The organism is Pseudoflavitalea rhizosphaerae (assembly GCF_003991355.1).
Classification (GTDB): Bacteria; Bacteroidota; Bacteroidia; order Chitinophagales; family Chitinophagaceae; genus Pseudobacter; species Pseudobacter rhizosphaerae.
This window is the reverse complement of sequence record NZ_RCSU01000002.1, coordinates 397,383-414,210: the sequence shown is the minus strand read 5'-3', so window position 1 is coordinate 414,210 and position 16,828 is coordinate 397,383. Positions and strand designations below refer to the sequence as shown.

The window sequence follows — 16,828 nt, the reverse complement described above, 5'->3', positions numbered from 1 at the left end:
TTAATTGATGGAGAATATTCAATTGTTTATTTATTTTGATTGGGATTTCTTTTGCGATTCTGCGTTTATCAAATTATTTTTTGTCTTCCCCGTTAACCTCTGTGGTGGAATAAAAAGATGATCATCAAACAATGCAAACCACAATCTTTGTAATTGATGAATGTAAGTAAGTAGCCTGATCCTTTTGCTCTCATCGATACTGAATTCCCAATGTCCATTTTTCAAAGGACGAAGCAGGAACTCAACAGGACCCTGTTGCCGGTAATAGATCCCATTCGGATGCCGGAGAAAACCCAGTCGTTGCAGCTTTTGCGAGTCAATGAGGATAGGGGTTAGGTCATTGGCAAGCTTTGTAATATTTACAAGATCATTTTCCTGGATCAGTATTGTCCGGTTATTCAGCTTGAAGAAGCCGAACAATGCGATTTCTTCCAATTCTACCGCCATAATCAGCAATGTAAATTACTAAAAATATTAGTATCAGGTAGTGCGCATTAAAATCATCAGGATAATTTTCTGTATGTGAGTTGTTAATGTAAATGAAAAATCGACTGTTTCTGAAAATCCGGATAGTCCTTTTCCATGCGAGCGGTTACTATATTGAATCCGGCTGTTAAGCACTTCGTACATCCATGCCGGGGAGAAATAATAAAAATGAAATTGCTACAAAAAACGAAACAATCAGCAGTATGAAAACTCAGCTTTATCTTTTCTGTCTGGCTGCGCTGGCGGCCAGTTGCGGCGAAACAAAACAATCCCGGGGGTACAGCATCGAAGGGAACATAAAAGGCGTTGATACCGGTTTGGTTAAACTGACTTCCTATGATGAAGAGACCCGCTCCAGTAAAGTGCTGGACAGCGTACCGCTGACTAATGGCGCATTCCACATGAAAGGTACGGTCCCGGCCCCTGAGATGGTTTCCATAACAATCGGGGAAGGCAACTGGGGACTTTCCTTTTTTCTTGAAAACAGTAATATTATCATCAAGGCAGATACTACCGGCGCACAGCATTATGATTATCTTGCTTACGGTGGCGCGAAAGGAGCTATGCTGAAGGATTTCACGATAACAGGCTCTGCTAATCATGATCAATATATGGCTTTCCAGAACAATCCGGGACTGAAACAATATGAGGCTATCCAGGCTGAGTTGGGAAAAGCATACCAGAATGCTCCCAATAAAGAAGAAGGTTATAAGATCAAGCAACAGCTGGATTCCATTAGTGATCTGTCTATGGCTGCCAGGAAGAGGATCATCGATAGCTTTGCAACCGCCAGCCCAACTACTGCTGCCAGCGTATACCTGCTATTCGATTATTACAGGTACAACGAAGCAATGACTGCAGCTGATCTGGAATCAGCCATTTCAAAATATAGCGGTCCTGCGCAATCCACTGTTTATTTCAAAAGTCTGTCTAAAGACCTGGAAAGAAAGAAGGGACTGCTGCCTGGCAAACTGGCGCCTGACTTTACATTGTTGAAAAGAGACAGTTCTCAGTTCACTTTGTCTTCACTGCGCGGCAAATACGTAATGCTCGATTTCTGGGCCAGTTGGTGTGTGCCTTGTCGCAAAGCCATTCCACACTGGAAAGAAGCCTATGCGAAATATCAGCCAAAAGGTTTTGAAATAGTAGGCATCACCAATGATAGTCGCTGGTCTGATTGGTTCAAAGCACTCGATGAAGAAAAGATGCCCTGGTTGCAGGTAGCTGATGAGTTTCCGGAGAAGTTCATGCCTTCACGGGTGGGAACAATGTACATGACACCATATTTGCCTTGTTATATTTTGCTGGATAAAGCAGGCAAGATCATTCTGCACAACCCATCTAAAGAGGAGCTCGATGCGAAGCTGAAGGAACTGATGGGAGCGTGAGTTACAGGATTGGGGACCGACCAAAAAGGCAGAGAGCTGGCAGTCGCTCGCCTCCCGGCGAGTGACTTCTATTTGTTCGCCTCCGGCGAACACCGCGTCGCCGGAGGCGACTAAACAAAACTCACTCGCCGGGAGGCGAGCGAGTGGGCTCCCCGAAATTCTAAGAGGGAAGCTTTATAGTCAGCCCCATTGTCTAAGTGCTATCTAAGCGGGAACACTGGGAGCTCATACTAAGTACATTATGAATATTGTCAGGAAATAGGTAGAGAAAAGGTGGACTTGATCCTGAGTTTAGCCGGTGAAGAGGTGGTCTGTTGCTGATAAGTAGAAGGTAGCTGAATCATACGGCTATTAATAGCATGAAATATGCGTTTACGCGGTTTGTATGTTGAGAGCTGATACAGGAAGATGGAATTTTGGAAAGAAATCATCCAAAAACACGGAGAAAGACAATGAGCAGCCTGGAGCTATTGCTCAGAAGTCTGTTATCGAAAAATAGCATCAAAAATATTGCCAGGGAACTCAGGGCTTTATTATTCTTTTTGCTTTTTCAAATGGGATGGGTGATTGTGAAGTTTGCCTGGAGCACCAGGCTTTACCAGGTCTTTAGCAGGTAAGCGCTGTGTTGTTTTTGTTTCTTTCCGGTGGATTGTTGGTTTGGACGTTGCCTGCTTCCCTGATTTTTGTTTTCGCTTTTTCTTGCTGATTGTTTGTGCAGGTGGCATTGATACGGCTATCAGGTCTGTAGCAAGATAGCGTTTGTCGTAGAGCGGTAGTGCTTGCTGGTAAGGATTCACCTGCAGGGCAATCATCAATGTGCCATTACCCGGGACTGAGGTATCGAATTCTATTCCTCTGAATTCTTTTTTCAGATCATGCATATAATTGTGGCTAACGGTATTGGTCACCTGTCCGGAAACCGTATCCAGTCTGATTGCAATAACTTTGATCTCTATATGAGTGATCTTCCGGTGACCTGGCTTGTGAAGTTGTGGAATGCGGAGGATATTATCCGGCCCCAATACCGGTGATTGCAGGAATTGTGCAATACCTGCCTGCTGATTGAAGCGATAGCCTTTAAGCTTTTCGATTCCCGGGCCAATCAGAATTTTATTGAGCCGGTTACCCCAATCTCCATCATGTTTTCCTGAGAGGTAAGGAGAGAAAGCCTGCCTTATCATTTTACCCGTTCTGCTGGCGATACCAAACCGGTGAGCTGCCTGCTTCGTATTGGCTGTCTGTTTCACCTCCAATGGCCTGCTGCGTAAACAGTGTACCCCTTTGCGATAGTAGCCGATCAAATCACCAATGCTGCCGGTGAAGCGGATCTTGCCTGATTGGATAGCCATAGAACAATGGTTTTAATGATTAAGGAAATGGATTGTAATCTACGAATAAATTTACAGGAAAGAATAAGCGGATGTTGTTAAAATGTAGTAGCAATAAGGGGTTGCGGGTTTCTGTTACAGCGTTGATAGAACATGTTTTTGTTTAAGCTTTCCATTCGTTTTTACAGGATGAAAATTTTGATGGATAATCGGGAGCTGCATAGGAGAATGAATTTTGCACAATACGTGATTTCTTCTTTTCATGCCCTTGATACTAAGCAGAAATACTTAGCGTCACTCAAAAGATTCTATTGCTGTTTGAAAATTGTTAAAAACACAAGCTGAATTTTTTTGCCAGTTGACGGTACTGGAGTTCCAACTACAACTGACAAGCTCGCTACTCTAACCAGCATTGGTAATCTCTGGAATGCACAGACGAGTAAGTCGATTGAAATGTGGTTATATTCAGGAGAAAATACTACAGACAGGCAAGTTGGTAACTTCGAATGGACAATATATGTTCCAGGCAGCTATTCATGATCATATCCCACTTCAGACCTGGAGTCATCTGGTAGCTCAATCAACTGATTTTACAGCTGCTGAATGGACTGTTTATCTCGATGGTAAGAAACTTACATTGAGCAATTCTACAAGTGCTCCAGCTTATCCATTCTCTTGGGAAATAGCTCCTGGGCCTACGGTTCCGGAAGATGATCTGGAATAAGGTAATTAAACAGGTTTCTCCTGATGGTGGCACTTCGGAGTTTTGGTATGATAAATTAAGCAGGATAGTGGCTTCACAGAACAGTGAGCAAAAGGTGCCGACCGATCCTGCAGATCCAGTTAACAGATATTCTTTCACAAAGTATGATGCCTTGGGCAGGATCGGGGAGGTAGGAGAGAAGACTGCCGGAATTGATATTACGACTATCAATCTTTCCAATCAAACAGAACTTTCTAACTGGTATGCTCAGGGTACAGACAGGTCTCTTACTCAAACAGTATATGATGCTGTCCCTGTTGAGGCCCCTGCAGGAGCCATATTGGAAAACCTCCGGCATAGAGTGTCCGCAAGCATTTTCAGGGAAACCAGAGCTGAGCAGAAAATAAACGCAACTTATTTTTCTTATGATATTTCTGGGAATGCCAAAACTGTCTACCAGGAAATCGGCGAGTTGAAAGCTCTCGATAATACAACTGGAATTAAAAAGCTGGAATATGATTTCGATCTGGTCAGCGGCAAGGTGAATATGCTTACCTATCAGAAAGATAAGGGAGATCAGTTCTTTTATAAATATGAATATGATGCAGATAATAGGATTAAAGAGGCATTGACAAGCAGGGATGGCGGCACCTGGAATCTCGAAGCCAGGTATTCATATTACCTGCATGGGTCACTTGCCAGAGTAGAGTTGGGTAAAAATGAAGTGCAGGGTATCGATTATGCCTATACATTGAGTGGATGGTTGAAAGCCATCAATGGAAAGGATCTGATTCCAGGAGAAGATATGGGAGGAGATGGTACCACAGTCTCCGCTGCGAAAAACTTCAGTCGGGATGAGCTGGCATTTACACTTGGGTATTTCAATGGCGATTATGTTCCAATAGGAGGGGAAGACGCAAATGCAATTTCAAGAAAATTCGAGCCTGAGGTTTTCCCTGCTCAAACGCCATATGCAGGAACCGGAGCGCCTTTATACAATGGCAATATCAGCAATTCAACCGTGCATATGGCGCCGGAAATCCTTGGTGCCGCCAAAGGATATACTTATCGGTATGATCAATTGAACAGGCTGTTGACCATGCGTCAGCATACGGGATTGCCAACAGAACATGGGTCAATATGGAATAAGACAAGTGAAACTGATGATTACAAAGAAGCAATCACCTACGATGCCAATGGGAATATTCTCAGTTTCCTTCGCAATAGTTACGGCGCAACACAAATGGATGATCTTGCATATCATTATAACAAAGATGCGAAGGGAAATTTATTGAATAATAAACTCAGGCATGTAGGCGATGAAGTTTTGGCTTCGGCCTTTGACGTTGATATCGATGATCAGCCAGTTGATAATTATGCTTATGATAAAATTGGCAATCTGATCAGTGATGTTTTTGAAGGACTTCAAAAAGTTAAATGGACTCCGTATGGAAAGATTAATAGCATTCAGAAAGCTAATAATGTAATTCAATACGAATATGACGCAACAGGAAACAGAGTCTGGAAGAGTTCAAACAATGCTGAAAAACGATCTTATTATGTTCGTGATCCCCAGGGGAACGTCCTGGCAATTTATAAGTACAATGCTCCTTCCGGTAGTGGTGGACAAGGCGGAACATTAAGTTGGGCAGAACAACATTTGTATGGAAGTCAAAGGTTGGGCTTATTGACACCCGAAATCACCGTAATTAATGACTGGCAATACCCGCAGAACGGGCCTAATTCATTTGTTGAAGGGGAACGGACTTATGAATTAACCAATCACCTGGGTAATGTGCTGGCTACTATCAACGACAGGAAAATTGCGGTTGATCAGGATAATAATGGGATAAATGACTATTTTAGAGCTGAGCTACTTTCTGTGACGGACTATTATGCTTTTGGTATGCAAATGCCTGGTAGGAAATGGTCGCTAGGGAACTACAGATACGGGTTTAATGGAAAGGAGAATGATAATGAAGTAAAGGGAGAAGGAAATTCAGTGTCTTTCAAATACCGTGTGCATGATCCAAGGTTAGGACGATTTTTGAGTGTAGATCCTATTGCGTCTCAGTATCCCTATAATAGCCCGTATGCGTTTGCGGAAAACAAAGTGGTTCAGTTCTTGGAGCTAGAAGGATTGGAGTTAACATTGCCTCGGTATTTAGGGCCAACATTTAGATGGCCAACATTAACGTTGCCTAAAGCACCATCAATTCCGATTCCTGCTCCTCCTGTAATACCAAAGGTGCCTACTGCTCCAAATGGAAGTTTGAATCCTTCTTATCCTAGTTTGCCTGTAGAACCTCTTAAGTTTGAATCAGCGATTGATTGGTCAAACCCTCCTTCTTCACCTGATGAGCTAGGTGATGGATGGAATGACGTAACTGATCCGAGGAACAAGAGTGGAAGTAAAGAGTATCAAAACCAAGAAACAGGGGAAAAGATTAGGTGGGATCCAGGAAAACAAGGAGAAAATGGATGGGAAGGAAAAAATCATTGGCATAGGTATAACCCTAATAGTACTGGGAAAAAAGACCTGTATTTAGATAAGTCTGGTAATCCTGTTGCCAGAGGTTCTCATCCTTCACACATTGCTGCTAGTGTAAATTTCATAATGAGAATACCTGGATTAATTGAAACTGCTAATGAAAAAATATTTGACTTAAACCGGGAAAGAGATAAATTAAGCATTTGGCGTATAAGCGACTGGAAGAAAATCAAAGAAATTGGCGAACGGGTTAACAAGCTAGAGAATTATAAGAAAGACTTAGAGAATTATCAAAGGAAAATTGAAGAGCATAAGCAAAAAACAAAGGAATATAATGAGAGCTGTAACTGTAGTGCATAAAATAATTAACCTATGAATTCTGGAATAAGAAATTTTCATGATAGTGGATTGATTAAACTTAATTTAGATTTCGAACAACGACTCATCGAAATTGTGATTGAAGAAGAGGTTGGGGGTAAAAAATGGGATTTAAGGTTTAGCAATGTTTCGAATATTAGTATAGATAATCTAAATTCTTTAAGCGACTTTGATCTAGTAGAAGTAAATAGTATTAGTATACTTGAAACTAATAATGGTTTTAATGTGAAGATTATTTTGTTGCTTGGTTTTGGAAAGCCGAGTTGGGAACTTTCCTTTAATTATAAAGATCTTTGGACGGAATTAATTGATAATGGAGGTTAGTTCTTGACACTATAACAAAAACTGTGTAAACATATAAAATCGGAGTTCATAAGAGCTCCGACTTTTTCCTTTTAAACTTTACACAGATATGAAGCCAGAGGATTTTTTATCAGACGACTTTTTGAAGCAGTTCAAGACTGATCAGTAACTCAACGACTTTCTGGGTCAGATCCAGAAAAGAGCGATTTGAAAATGCTAAAAGATCCGTAATAGTTGACTAATCTGATTGAAAACCTCAATGGCAAGATCAGGAAGTACACGAAAAACAAACTCTCGTTCCCTACAGATGACGCCGTACTTAAGTCCGTGTACCTGGCTTTGCGGGAGGTAACAAAAAAATGGACAATGCCGATTAGAAACTGGGGCATTGTCCTCGATCAGTTTTTAACTATTTTTGAAAACAGGATCAAGATATAGGTCCTACGAACTCTGGTTTTTGAAACTTACACAGTTAGTGAGATAGTCCCTAGCTTTTATAATACTGACTCTTCAAAAAGCCCGATCTCCACCCTCGTACCTTTTGCGATCCCCTCTTCACCAATCAAATCAACCACCGCCGGCTCAATCTCCACGCCATGCTCCTTATTAAACAAAGCCACCCGTTTCCACGTAATATCTGTCCCATGTGATTTCTGCAATGCCTGATGATCCGCGCGAGACGCCGCTGCAGCGGCTCTTCCCACACCATTATCCTCAACTGCAATCAAAATGAGATTGTCTGTTTTCGAAATGGAAATTTTCAACAAGCCAGGCTGCTTAGCCGGCAACAGCCCATGCAAAATCGCGTTCTCAGCAAATGGCTGGATCAGCAGACCCGGAATAGCGGTATTACCCGTATCAATTGAATCATCAACAATAATAGAATAATCGAATCTTCCCTCGAACCTGACCTGCTCAATTTTCAAATACAATTCCAGCGCCTCCAGTTCTTCTTCCAAAGATATTTTCCTTTGCCGCGAGTGATCCAATATCATCCTGATCAATTTACTGAACCTGCTGATATATTGGTTCGCCAGTGTTTTCTCGTTCCTGCTCACAAAAGCATTGATCGTATTCAGACAATTGAAAATGAAATGCGGGTTCATCTGCGCCCTTAGCGCGCTGTTCTCCAGGTCGTTCAGCCTGATCTCGTAATCGGCCTTCATTTGCGCCTGCTTTCGCACCTGCCGGATCCTGAAATTATACCAGGTATAGGCAAGCAACAGCACTCCAACGAGCACCACTATCCGAAACCAGGTCGTATTCCAGAATGCGATCGCGATATGCAATTCCAGCGGCTTTGCCGCATACCAGTCTTTTCCATTAGCAGACACTTCCACATTGAAAGTGTAATCGCCGGGTTTGAGGTTAGTGTAGCGGACAGTTCTTTGCCGCCCTGCATATACATAACTGCTATCGATTCCGGTAAGCTTATAACGGTATTGCAAATACGGACCTGTTTTATGATCAACTGCCAAATACCTGAACTGCAGATTATTTTCATGCCAGGGGAGAAGTAACTTTTCCATCGCCATCGTATTGATCAGTGTGTCCTGCAATACAAGCTCCGTGATATAAGCTTTCAGTGGCGGTGCGGTTGTGCCCAGTGAATCGGGATGGAAATAATTGTAGCCATCTTCAGAACCGAGATACACCGTTCCGTCTGAAGATAAATAATAAGAAGAGAATTTATGGTTCCCTGCCAGCAGTCCATCTTTTTCATCGAAGCTTTGCAACTCCCGTGTAACCGGACGATACCTTGCCAACCCACGGTTGCCAATGATCCACATATCGCCTTTTTTATCGCAGATCAGTCCGGTGATATTGCTGCTGCTGAGTCCATCTTTCTTGCGGATGATCACCGGGTCTTTGAAATAACCATTGCGATAAATATACAGCCCGGTATAGCCGCCGGCGTAAACGTTACCCAGACTGTCTTCCGCCACTGTCTGGATACTTTGATCACCCTGCTGCCCGGGAACCGGAACAGTGGTGAGTTGATGCGTATACGTGTTGTAGTGAAATAATCCTTCGCGTTGCGCCAGCCACCAGTTGCCGCGGGAATCGATCAATGCATAGTAGGTGCGATGCCGGGCGATGGCGCCTAATGCAGGATGGTCAACATAGGACTCAGGCTGACCTGTCAGCGGATCGAAAGAGGTGAATCCATAATTGGCGCAAAGCAGGAATTTATTGTTGTAAGGTATGATGGCATAGATATCGGAAGGGTAGGGCGCAGGAAGTACAGGAGAGGATTTGGTGAAAGCAGGAATGAATTTGTCGTTTTCCAGTTTTCCCAAACCTGCTCCGAATGTGCCGGCCCAGATCCTTTGTTTTGCATCCATTGCAATATGGCGGATGGTCTTGGCGCGCTGTTCTCCGTCTTCTTTCACCAGGAAACGGATAGTGTTACCGGGATTTCCATTTTTATCCTGCTGATACAATCCTGTATTGGTGCCGATCCATAAACGTTGTTCATGGTCCTGTAAGAAGCAATTCACTACTGCGCTGTACCGAAATCCATTTTTGTCAGTGAGCTGAGAAACGGCACGCAACCTGGAAGCCTTGATGGGCGCATAACTCAGACCACGGCTATGTACAAATAATGTTCCGTCGCGGGAGATAAACAGGCTGCGGCAATAATCTGTAAGGATGGAACTGGCATTGCCACCATCATGCATCAGGTGTTCAGCGGATTGATTTTTTATATCGATGATATATATACCGAAATACCTGCTGGCTATGGCGAAGCGATGATCATCTATGCGCTGGATGGCGCCTGCATATGCGCCGATGGGTTTATTGTCATTCGTTTTCCAGTGATTGATGTATGAGAGCTCTCCTGTACTGAGAGAGAGCAAAGCGAGATCATCGCGGGAGAAACTGCCAACCATCCACTGATCATCATTCACGCGGCGGAGTGCCCAGGAATTGGGGAAAGGATAGGAGCGAAGCGCCTGCTGGGTGCGCACATTCACTACCCGGAGACTGTCTACACAACCCCAGAGCCACTCGTCGCCGCTGATCTGTTCCATGCAGGTAGGCACTTTGAATTGTTGTATCAAAGCAGTAAGACCTTCAACTATACTGCACCGGTAGTTATTATCTATTATGAAACTCCCTGATCTCGACACGATCAATATCCCGCCGGGGATCTCCGCAAAGATCAGCCCTTCGTTATTCACCGGTCCCGGCAAAGTCACCGAATGGAATGCCTGTTCACCTTCCGGCAGGAACTGAACGCCCATATTATGGCTGATCCAGATCGTACCCTTGCTATCACAGAAAATGCTGGTGACATTATTGTGCAGTAATCCGGAATTGTCGGGGTAACTGTAGCTGATGAGTTCCTGTCCATCAAATACATTCACGCCTTCATCGGAAGCGATCCAGATGCGGCCGATCCTGTCTTCCGCCAGGTTGATGCGTTGATCGCTCAGCAGTCCCTGTGCGGTGGTAAGATGACGGAAACTGAGTGGTTGCGCGAACAACTGGTTCGCACAAAAAAGTAGAAAAAAGGAAAATAATCGCAGGATAGCGGCTCCGCTCATTGCTTAAAAATAAGGAGAAACCGCAAGAATCTACATTCCGGGAGTCGCCTGCATCTGCCGGCGCATTTTCTGGAAGCGTTTAAGTTCTTTTATTCCCCATACTAGCCAGAAAATGGAAATAGCGGGCAGGGCTACAAACGACCACATATTGTAGGCAAATGCTTCCTCAGCCTGGAAGTGAAGCAGGTGCATGCAGCCGCGGGTGAGGCCGCAGGCAGGGCATTCTATGCCAAAGAAGAGCTGGCTGGCGCAAACGGTTTGTCCATGATCGAAGAAATCAGCAGGAAGCAGGATCAATGTAAAGGGCACCAGAATAATGATGGCCAGCTTAACGATAGTATAATAATAACGGAATTTCATGTTGAGGGAATTCTTTGAAAATCGGGGAGCAGTCGCTCGCCTCTGGCTAGTGACTTTTATTTCGTAGCCTCCGGCGACACGATGCTCGCCGGAGGCGAGCAAATATCCGTCACTCGCGGGGACGCGAGCGACTGCTCCCCGATTAAATTCGATAGCCCTTAGGGCGCAACCGGATTACAAAGTAGTTTCGTAATCTTCATACTTCGGTTGCAGGTCTCCGGTAATGATGCGGATCAGATCGATCAGCGCCCAGATCCCGCAGCCACCCAGTGTAAGGAGCTGCACAACGCCCTGCCAGGTGTAACCCAGGTAGAACCTGTGGATACCCAGGCCGCCGAGGAAAAAGCAAAGGATCAGCGCAACCACTTGCGATTTTCCGGCAGTATTGGCGCCAGTGAAGGGAGCATCGGTTTTGGACGTGATCTTCTTACCAAAGAGTTTCAGGCCGATCCTTTCTTTCAGGGTCAGTTTCGCGCCTTTTGCTTCAGTAGCGATCGATTTCAGTTCCTTGTAGGAAACGTTACCATCAGCGGAAGCCAGTTTCAGTGAAGCCATAGCTTTCTGCAGGTTTTCGGGCTTAATGGGTTCTGATTTACCAACAGGAATGGCGGCTGTCAGCAAAACAATGCACAAAGCAGATAACATCAGTAATGATGCATTCTTTACTCGTTTCATGCAAATCTTGGTTTGGGGTTAATGCTTATGCTTACTCTTCAGGATTTTCAGCACACTCCGCCTGACTTTTATGGATTTCGGCGTTGTCCGTCATTTGAATGATGAAAATTGTATGCACCTGGTAAACCCCGAATAAACTCCGGATCTACTTAGCACAAGGGATGTATAACAGGTGGGAATAATCTCAGCGAAGGGTGTTGCTGAGCGTTAGGCGAGTGAAGATTTTTTCATTTGCTAAGGTTTAGGGTTAAGCTGGGCTGGCTTAATACTGGGCTAAATATAGGATAAAATATTTACGCTCATAAATCTTCATTATTTTTTTCATGAGCAACAGCGAGGGTACAGCCATTAATTGCAAATATCGCTGCATTAAAAACGGATATGGATTGTATCAGGATCGAACAGTAATTATTTTACCGTAAAGTTTAGTTTATTGCGTCTGAGCTGTTTATAATTCTGGCACCAGATTAGTCCATTATCCTTCATCCACCGTAACAACAACAGCGCTCTATGCTCAAAAGCTACTTCAGATCGGCCTTCAGAACCATTACCAGGAACAAATTGAGTTCCTTCATCCATGTATTTGGACTGGGACTGGCCATGACAGTAGGCCTGATGATCATGATCAGGTTACAGGATGATCTGTCCTGGGATCAATTCCATCCCAATTCACAACTGATCTACCGTATCACCAGCGAAGTGAGAACAGCAGATGGCCCGGTCTACCTGATGGCCAGTTCGCCCATACCACTTCATGAGGACATAGTGCAGCACTCATCACAAATTAAGGCTGCCGTTAATATCTATCCTGTGCTCAATGGCATGATCAAATCAGAAGGCAGGGAGTTCAGCATCAATGGTGCTTACACCGATCCGTCCTTTTTTACTGTTTTTGGATTTGAGCCGGAAAAAGGTAATATCACTACCGCACTTCAGCAACCCAATTCCATTGTGCTCACTCGGTCCACCGCGGAAAAGTTCTTTGGTGATACAGAGCCGCTGGGCAGGCTGATCAGTACTGCATCCGGACAAACTTTTTCGGTTACAGCAGTTTTGAAAGACCCACCAGGAAAAACACAATTTCCATTCGAAGCCTATGCGTCCATGAATAGTCTCAGTGCCGCCAATCCCGTAGAGATATCGAACTGGTTTGCTTTTCAATCAAGCTACAATTATGTTTTGCTGAAAGATGCAGCTGCTGCCGCCCCGTTCAGGCAACACCTGAATAGTACAGCGGCTATGCTGAACCGTCAGCAATCAGGTTTGCAGATAGCATTTCACCTGCAATCATTTGATGACATAACACCGTCTCACGACCGGTTGCTGAATGAAATGGGCGGAGCCAGTTCCTGGTCCAAGATGATAGCGGAATGTGGCGTTGCTTTGCTGATCTTAATGGCCGCCTGTTTCAACTACACCAATCTCACCATTGCAAGAGCCCTGAAAAAAGCAAAAGAGATCGGCATCAGGAAGATCATCGGCGCCAACCGTGCACAGGTTTTCCTTCAATGTATATCCGAAGCTATGTTACTTTCCCTGTTATCACTTTTGTTTGCCTGGCTGATCGTAAGTTTCGTGGTGAGGTATGCGCCTTTCAACGATGGCTATGAGTTCATCCCATCTGCCTTCAGGTACAATCCGGCAATCATCGGGTATTCATTGGCGTTTGCCCTGTTCACCGGACTGCTGGCAGGAGCTTCGCCAGCCTGGTTGCTTAGCTCTTTTACACCACTGAAAGTGTTGCGCAATTTCGCTTCACTGAAGATCATGGGAAGGACAGGGTTGCAGAAAACGCTGATCGTATTCCAGTACAGCCTTTCGCTGGTGATGATCATCTTCCTGGTTACTTTCTACAGGCAGTTCGATCATATGGCCAAACTGGACCCGGGTTTCAGAGTAAAGGATGTAATGTCTGTTTCCATTTCCGGCAAAAATAATCTGGTGCTTCAGAAAGAGATCAGCTCATTGAGCGGCATCACTTCAGTCTCACTAAGTACCGCCAATCCTGGCGCGCAATTCCGCGGAGCGGCGGGCAGTGCCTGGCATAATGAAAAACAATCTTCTTTTTCCCTGAAATATATTTACACAGATGCGGATTTCATTCCACTGATGCGGCTGAAATTACTGGCGGGAAACAATTTCACTCAATCGGCTGAAAGCGATACGGAAACTGTTGTGATCATCAATGAGGAGGCAGCAAAAGCCATGGGGTTCCAGGATCCCGAAACTGCCATTGGCCAACTATTGCATGTAAACGATAGTGTCCGGTTGAATGTTTGCGGCGTGATCAAAGACTTTTATTTCGAAGGAACCGGCAGGGCCATTACGCCGCTGGCATTGCGATTCAATCCGGGAGCTGCCAATACATTGTTTGCAGTTGCTTCGTCCCAAACCAACAGGCAGCAATTGAAAGCAATGTTGGAAGCAGTTTGGAAAAAGACAGGCGCCGCATCACAACCAATCCGGATCAATTGGCTGGATGAAGAATATGCAGGAAATTATTCGCAGGGCGCAACCATTTCTTTACTGGCGTATCTCTGTTTCATTGCTGTTGTGATTGCCACTTTGGGCTTGCTGGGTATTGTTATCCATACCATTGAAACGAAAAAAAAGGAAATCACTATCCGGAAGATCATCGGGGCAGACCGGAAACAGCTGATCAGGATCCTGTCATCGGGATTCGTAAAGTTATTGTTCATCGCCGGATTGATAGCCATGCCATTGGGATATATATTAGGTTATATGTTCCTCTTCAATTTTGCGGAAAGGGTCGATTTTGGATTCCCGAACGTATTGTTTTGTTTCCTTTTCCTGTTGGGAGCGGGGTTGTTCACCATCATTCCCCATACCTGGGCGGCAGCAGGTAGTGACCCCGTTGAAGGTCTCCGCTCTGAATGAGTATTTCAAAATGGAAATCTATATTCCGAATCGACATACTTTATAGAAAGGGTATCAGGTATCGATGAAGGAGTTGTATGAACTGTTTGTGCCGGGCCATGGTATTTAAGCCGGTAACAGTTTAAAAAAGGGAAAGTCCCCGGGAACGAGGACTACTAACCATACCTGATCGTGTGGTTCCTATGTAAATCTTGAAACAATAGTCTGCTGCAAAAGTAATTGCTGGAGCGTGTCAAATTATAGACCCCGGGGTTCTGATTTTATTCTCTTTTTTATTAAGGTGATGCGCCAAAATAATGCACCTTTGTGCGCATGACCCCGCTCCGTCCTCTGAACCTGCTATGCTGCTGCATAATGCTGCTGTTTTCTATGGCGGCAAAGGCAGATACGCTCATGATCAGGGAGCCACAGCTCAACGGAAGTCATATCGTACTTCTTCCTTATTTCAAAGCCTGGGAGGACCCTCATAAGAGTCCGGATACCACCAATCTCTTTCAGCGTTCCAATTCTTTCAAACCACTCGATCAGCTTCAGCCGGAGAAGCGCACCAGCTTCTACTGGCTGAGTATGGACTTAAAGAATGCAACCAATACCCTGCAAGACCTGACCCTTGCCTTTTCCCACCTCACTTATGTGGACGTGTATCTTTACCAGGGCGGGCAACTTATTCAGCACAGCATCACCGGTCATTTCAGGGAACATAAATTCATCGGACCGGGCGATACCAGGCTGAGTGTACAACTGAACCTGGAACCGTCACAGACCTACCGGCTCATTCTCAAAGTGCATCATTCGAAAGGATACAAACCTGTTTTCAATTTCTACCTGCAGCCCAAATATGACTATATGGAGCAGACGCATCGTAAAGAGATCATCGATGCCTTCTTACATGGCGCAGTTTTACTGTTTTTCATTTATGCATTATTATCGTTTATCGTCAGTCGTTTCAGACCTTATCTCTGGCTGATGTGCTTCATTGCAGGCATTGGTCTTTATGGCGCCTGCTCCGCGGGGTATTTTATCGAATGGTTCTTTCCAAATGATCCGCCTTCAGGCTGGCTGTTCAATACACCTTCGGCGCATCTCGGTAGTTTCGGTATTTATATGCTTTTGCTGGATTTCTGGCAAATGAAAAAACACAATCCGATCCTCTACAGGCTTGGCAATATGCTGATCATTGAAGTGACCCTGCTCACCTGTTTCGGCATTACAGTAAATGCCATCTCCGGTAATTTCAACCTGGTGAACACCATCAACCTTTGCAGCTTCCCTTTGCCGTTTGCTTTCATGTGCGCATCCCTGTGGGTTTGCTGGAAACGACTTACACGTCCGCAGAAATATCTCGGTTACGGACTGTTGCTTTTTTTCCTTGCTGCTGCTTATACCGTAGCAACTTCCGCCATCCTGCACGAGAAAAGTCTGCAGTTTGCTCCTTATGTTTCCAATTTCACCACACTGGCCGTGTTTTTGCTTTTCGCAACCGGACTGAAAGAGGAACTGCGTCAGCATGAGATCGATAAGAACGCAGCGCTTGGTGCGCTTAATGAATTACAGCAACACCAGAAAGCCATGCTGGAGCAGGAAGTGGAAGACCGTACATCCGAGCTCAAGATCTCCAACAGCCGCCTTACGGAACAAACGGCGCTGCTGGCCGACCGTAATACGAAGATCGAAACACTGATCAACGAGATCAATCACCGGGTGAAGAACAACCTGCAAATGTTGTACAGCCTCATCAGCCTGCAGGTGCCCAATATTCCGGACAATGCCAGTCGCGAGATCCTCAAAGGCAATCTCGGCAAGATCAAAGCCATGATGCTGGTGAACCAGAAACTATTCCGGTTTGATGAAGGCTCTTCCGTGAACGTGGAAGATTTCACCATGGAGCTGACGGCTCACCTGAAAAAGATCTACGACAGCAAGAACAGGATCCGCATTATACAGGAAGTGGAAAAAGGAGTGATGCTGCATGGTAAGATCACACTATCTTTCGGCCTGATACTTTCCGAACTGCTGACCAACTCGTTCAAATATGCATTCGCCGATCACGAAAACCCGCAGATCAGTATCCGGGTGGAAACAATGAACAACGAGATCCGGTTCGTGTATGCCGACAATGGCGCTGGAATGGAACTGAACAAGCCGCTTGAGCACCTGACCATGGGCGTTTCCCTGGTACATGACCTCGCCCGGCAAATGAATGGTAAATTGCAGGTGAGTAACCAGGATGGACTCAGGTATGAATTCATAATCCCCGTGTAAACTTT

Annotated in this window: 12 protein-coding genes; 7 read left to right on the top strand and 5 right to left on the bottom strand. The window is 44.9% G+C overall.

All coding sequences use genetic code 11. From position 1 onward, the window contains the following. Positions 1-30 precede the first annotated feature (30 nt). Positions 31-447, bottom strand: a complete 417-nt coding sequence (locus tag D9Y29_RS04375) for a hypothetical protein (RefSeq protein WP_127125380.1) — start codon at positions 445-447, stop codon at positions 31-33. 242 nt (positions 448-689) lie between these two features. Here D9Y29_RS04375 and D9Y29_RS04370 point away from each other — a divergent pair, with 242 nt between their 5' ends. Continuing rightward, positions 690-1,874, top strand: coding sequence for a TlpA disulfide reductase family protein (locus D9Y29_RS04370; RefSeq protein WP_164735256.1), 1,185 nt, complete (start codon positions 690-692; stop codon positions 1,872-1,874). Between the two features lie 533 nt (positions 1,875-2,407). On the opposite strand, the gene D9Y29_RS04365 is transcribed toward D9Y29_RS04370, so the two are convergent. After that, positions 2,408-3,223 carry a hypothetical protein gene (locus tag D9Y29_RS04365; RefSeq protein ID WP_127125376.1) on the bottom strand — a complete coding sequence of 272 codons (816 nt, stop codon included), beginning with the start codon at positions 3,221-3,223 and terminating at the stop codon, positions 2,408-2,410. 496 nt (positions 3,224-3,719) lie between these two features. Here D9Y29_RS04365 and D9Y29_RS26475 point away from each other — a divergent pair, with 496 nt between their 5' ends. From D9Y29_RS26475 to D9Y29_RS04350, 4 genes are all read left to right on the top strand, one after another. Next, the gene (locus tag D9Y29_RS26475; RefSeq protein ID WP_164735255.1) at positions 3,720-3,926 is read left to right on the top strand and encodes a hypothetical protein; all 207 of its coding nucleotides are present in this window, start codon (positions 3,720-3,722) and stop codon (positions 3,924-3,926) included. Continuing rightward, positions 3,913-6,756: an RHS repeat domain-containing protein gene (locus D9Y29_RS04360; RefSeq protein WP_127125374.1), complete on the top strand. Its 2,844-nt coding sequence runs from the start codon at positions 3,913-3,915 to the stop codon at positions 6,754-6,756. The genes D9Y29_RS26475 and D9Y29_RS04360 overlap by 14 nt, the downstream gene beginning before the upstream one ends. 12 nt (positions 6,757-6,768) lie before the next feature. Beyond that, on the top strand, positions 6,769-7,098 hold the full coding sequence (locus D9Y29_RS04355) for a hypothetical protein (RefSeq protein WP_127125372.1): 330 nt from the start codon (positions 6,769-6,771) through the stop codon (positions 7,096-7,098). Positions 7,099-7,311: 213 nt separating this feature from the next. Next, positions 7,312-7,515, top strand: a complete 204-nt coding sequence (locus D9Y29_RS04350) for a transposase (protein ID WP_241237849.1) — start codon at positions 7,312-7,314, stop codon at positions 7,513-7,515. A 56-nt stretch (positions 7,516-7,571) separates the two neighbouring features. Here the strand turns inward: D9Y29_RS04350 and D9Y29_RS04345 are convergent, their stop codons facing one another. The 3 genes from D9Y29_RS04345 to D9Y29_RS04335 form a co-directional block, all read right to left on the bottom strand. Next, positions 7,572-10,628, bottom strand: a complete 3,057-nt coding sequence (locus D9Y29_RS04345) for a ligand-binding sensor domain-containing protein (RefSeq protein ID WP_127125371.1) — start codon at positions 10,626-10,628, stop codon at positions 7,572-7,574. A 30-nt stretch (positions 10,629-10,658) separates the two neighbouring features. Continuing rightward, entirely contained in the window at positions 10,659-10,988 is a 330-nt protein-coding gene (locus D9Y29_RS04340) for a DUF2752 domain-containing protein (protein WP_127125369.1), read from the bottom strand. A 174-nt stretch (positions 10,989-11,162) separates the two neighbouring features. After that, positions 11,163-11,663 carry a TM2 domain-containing protein gene (locus D9Y29_RS04335; protein WP_241237848.1) on the bottom strand — a complete coding sequence of 167 codons (501 nt, stop codon included), beginning with the start codon at positions 11,661-11,663 and terminating at the stop codon, positions 11,163-11,165. Positions 11,664-12,173: 510 nt separating this feature from the next. Here D9Y29_RS04335 and D9Y29_RS04330 point away from each other — a divergent pair. Beyond that, positions 12,174-14,561, top strand: coding sequence for an ABC transporter permease (locus tag D9Y29_RS04330; RefSeq protein WP_127125367.1), 2,388 nt, complete (start codon positions 12,174-12,176; stop codon positions 14,559-14,561). A gap of 354 nt (positions 14,562-14,915) precedes the next feature. Beyond that, entirely contained in the window at positions 14,916-16,823 is a 1,908-nt protein-coding gene (locus tag D9Y29_RS04325) for a histidine kinase dimerization/phosphoacceptor domain -containing protein (RefSeq protein ID WP_164735254.1), read from the top strand. The last annotated feature ends 5 nt before the right edge of the window (positions 16,824-16,828 follow it).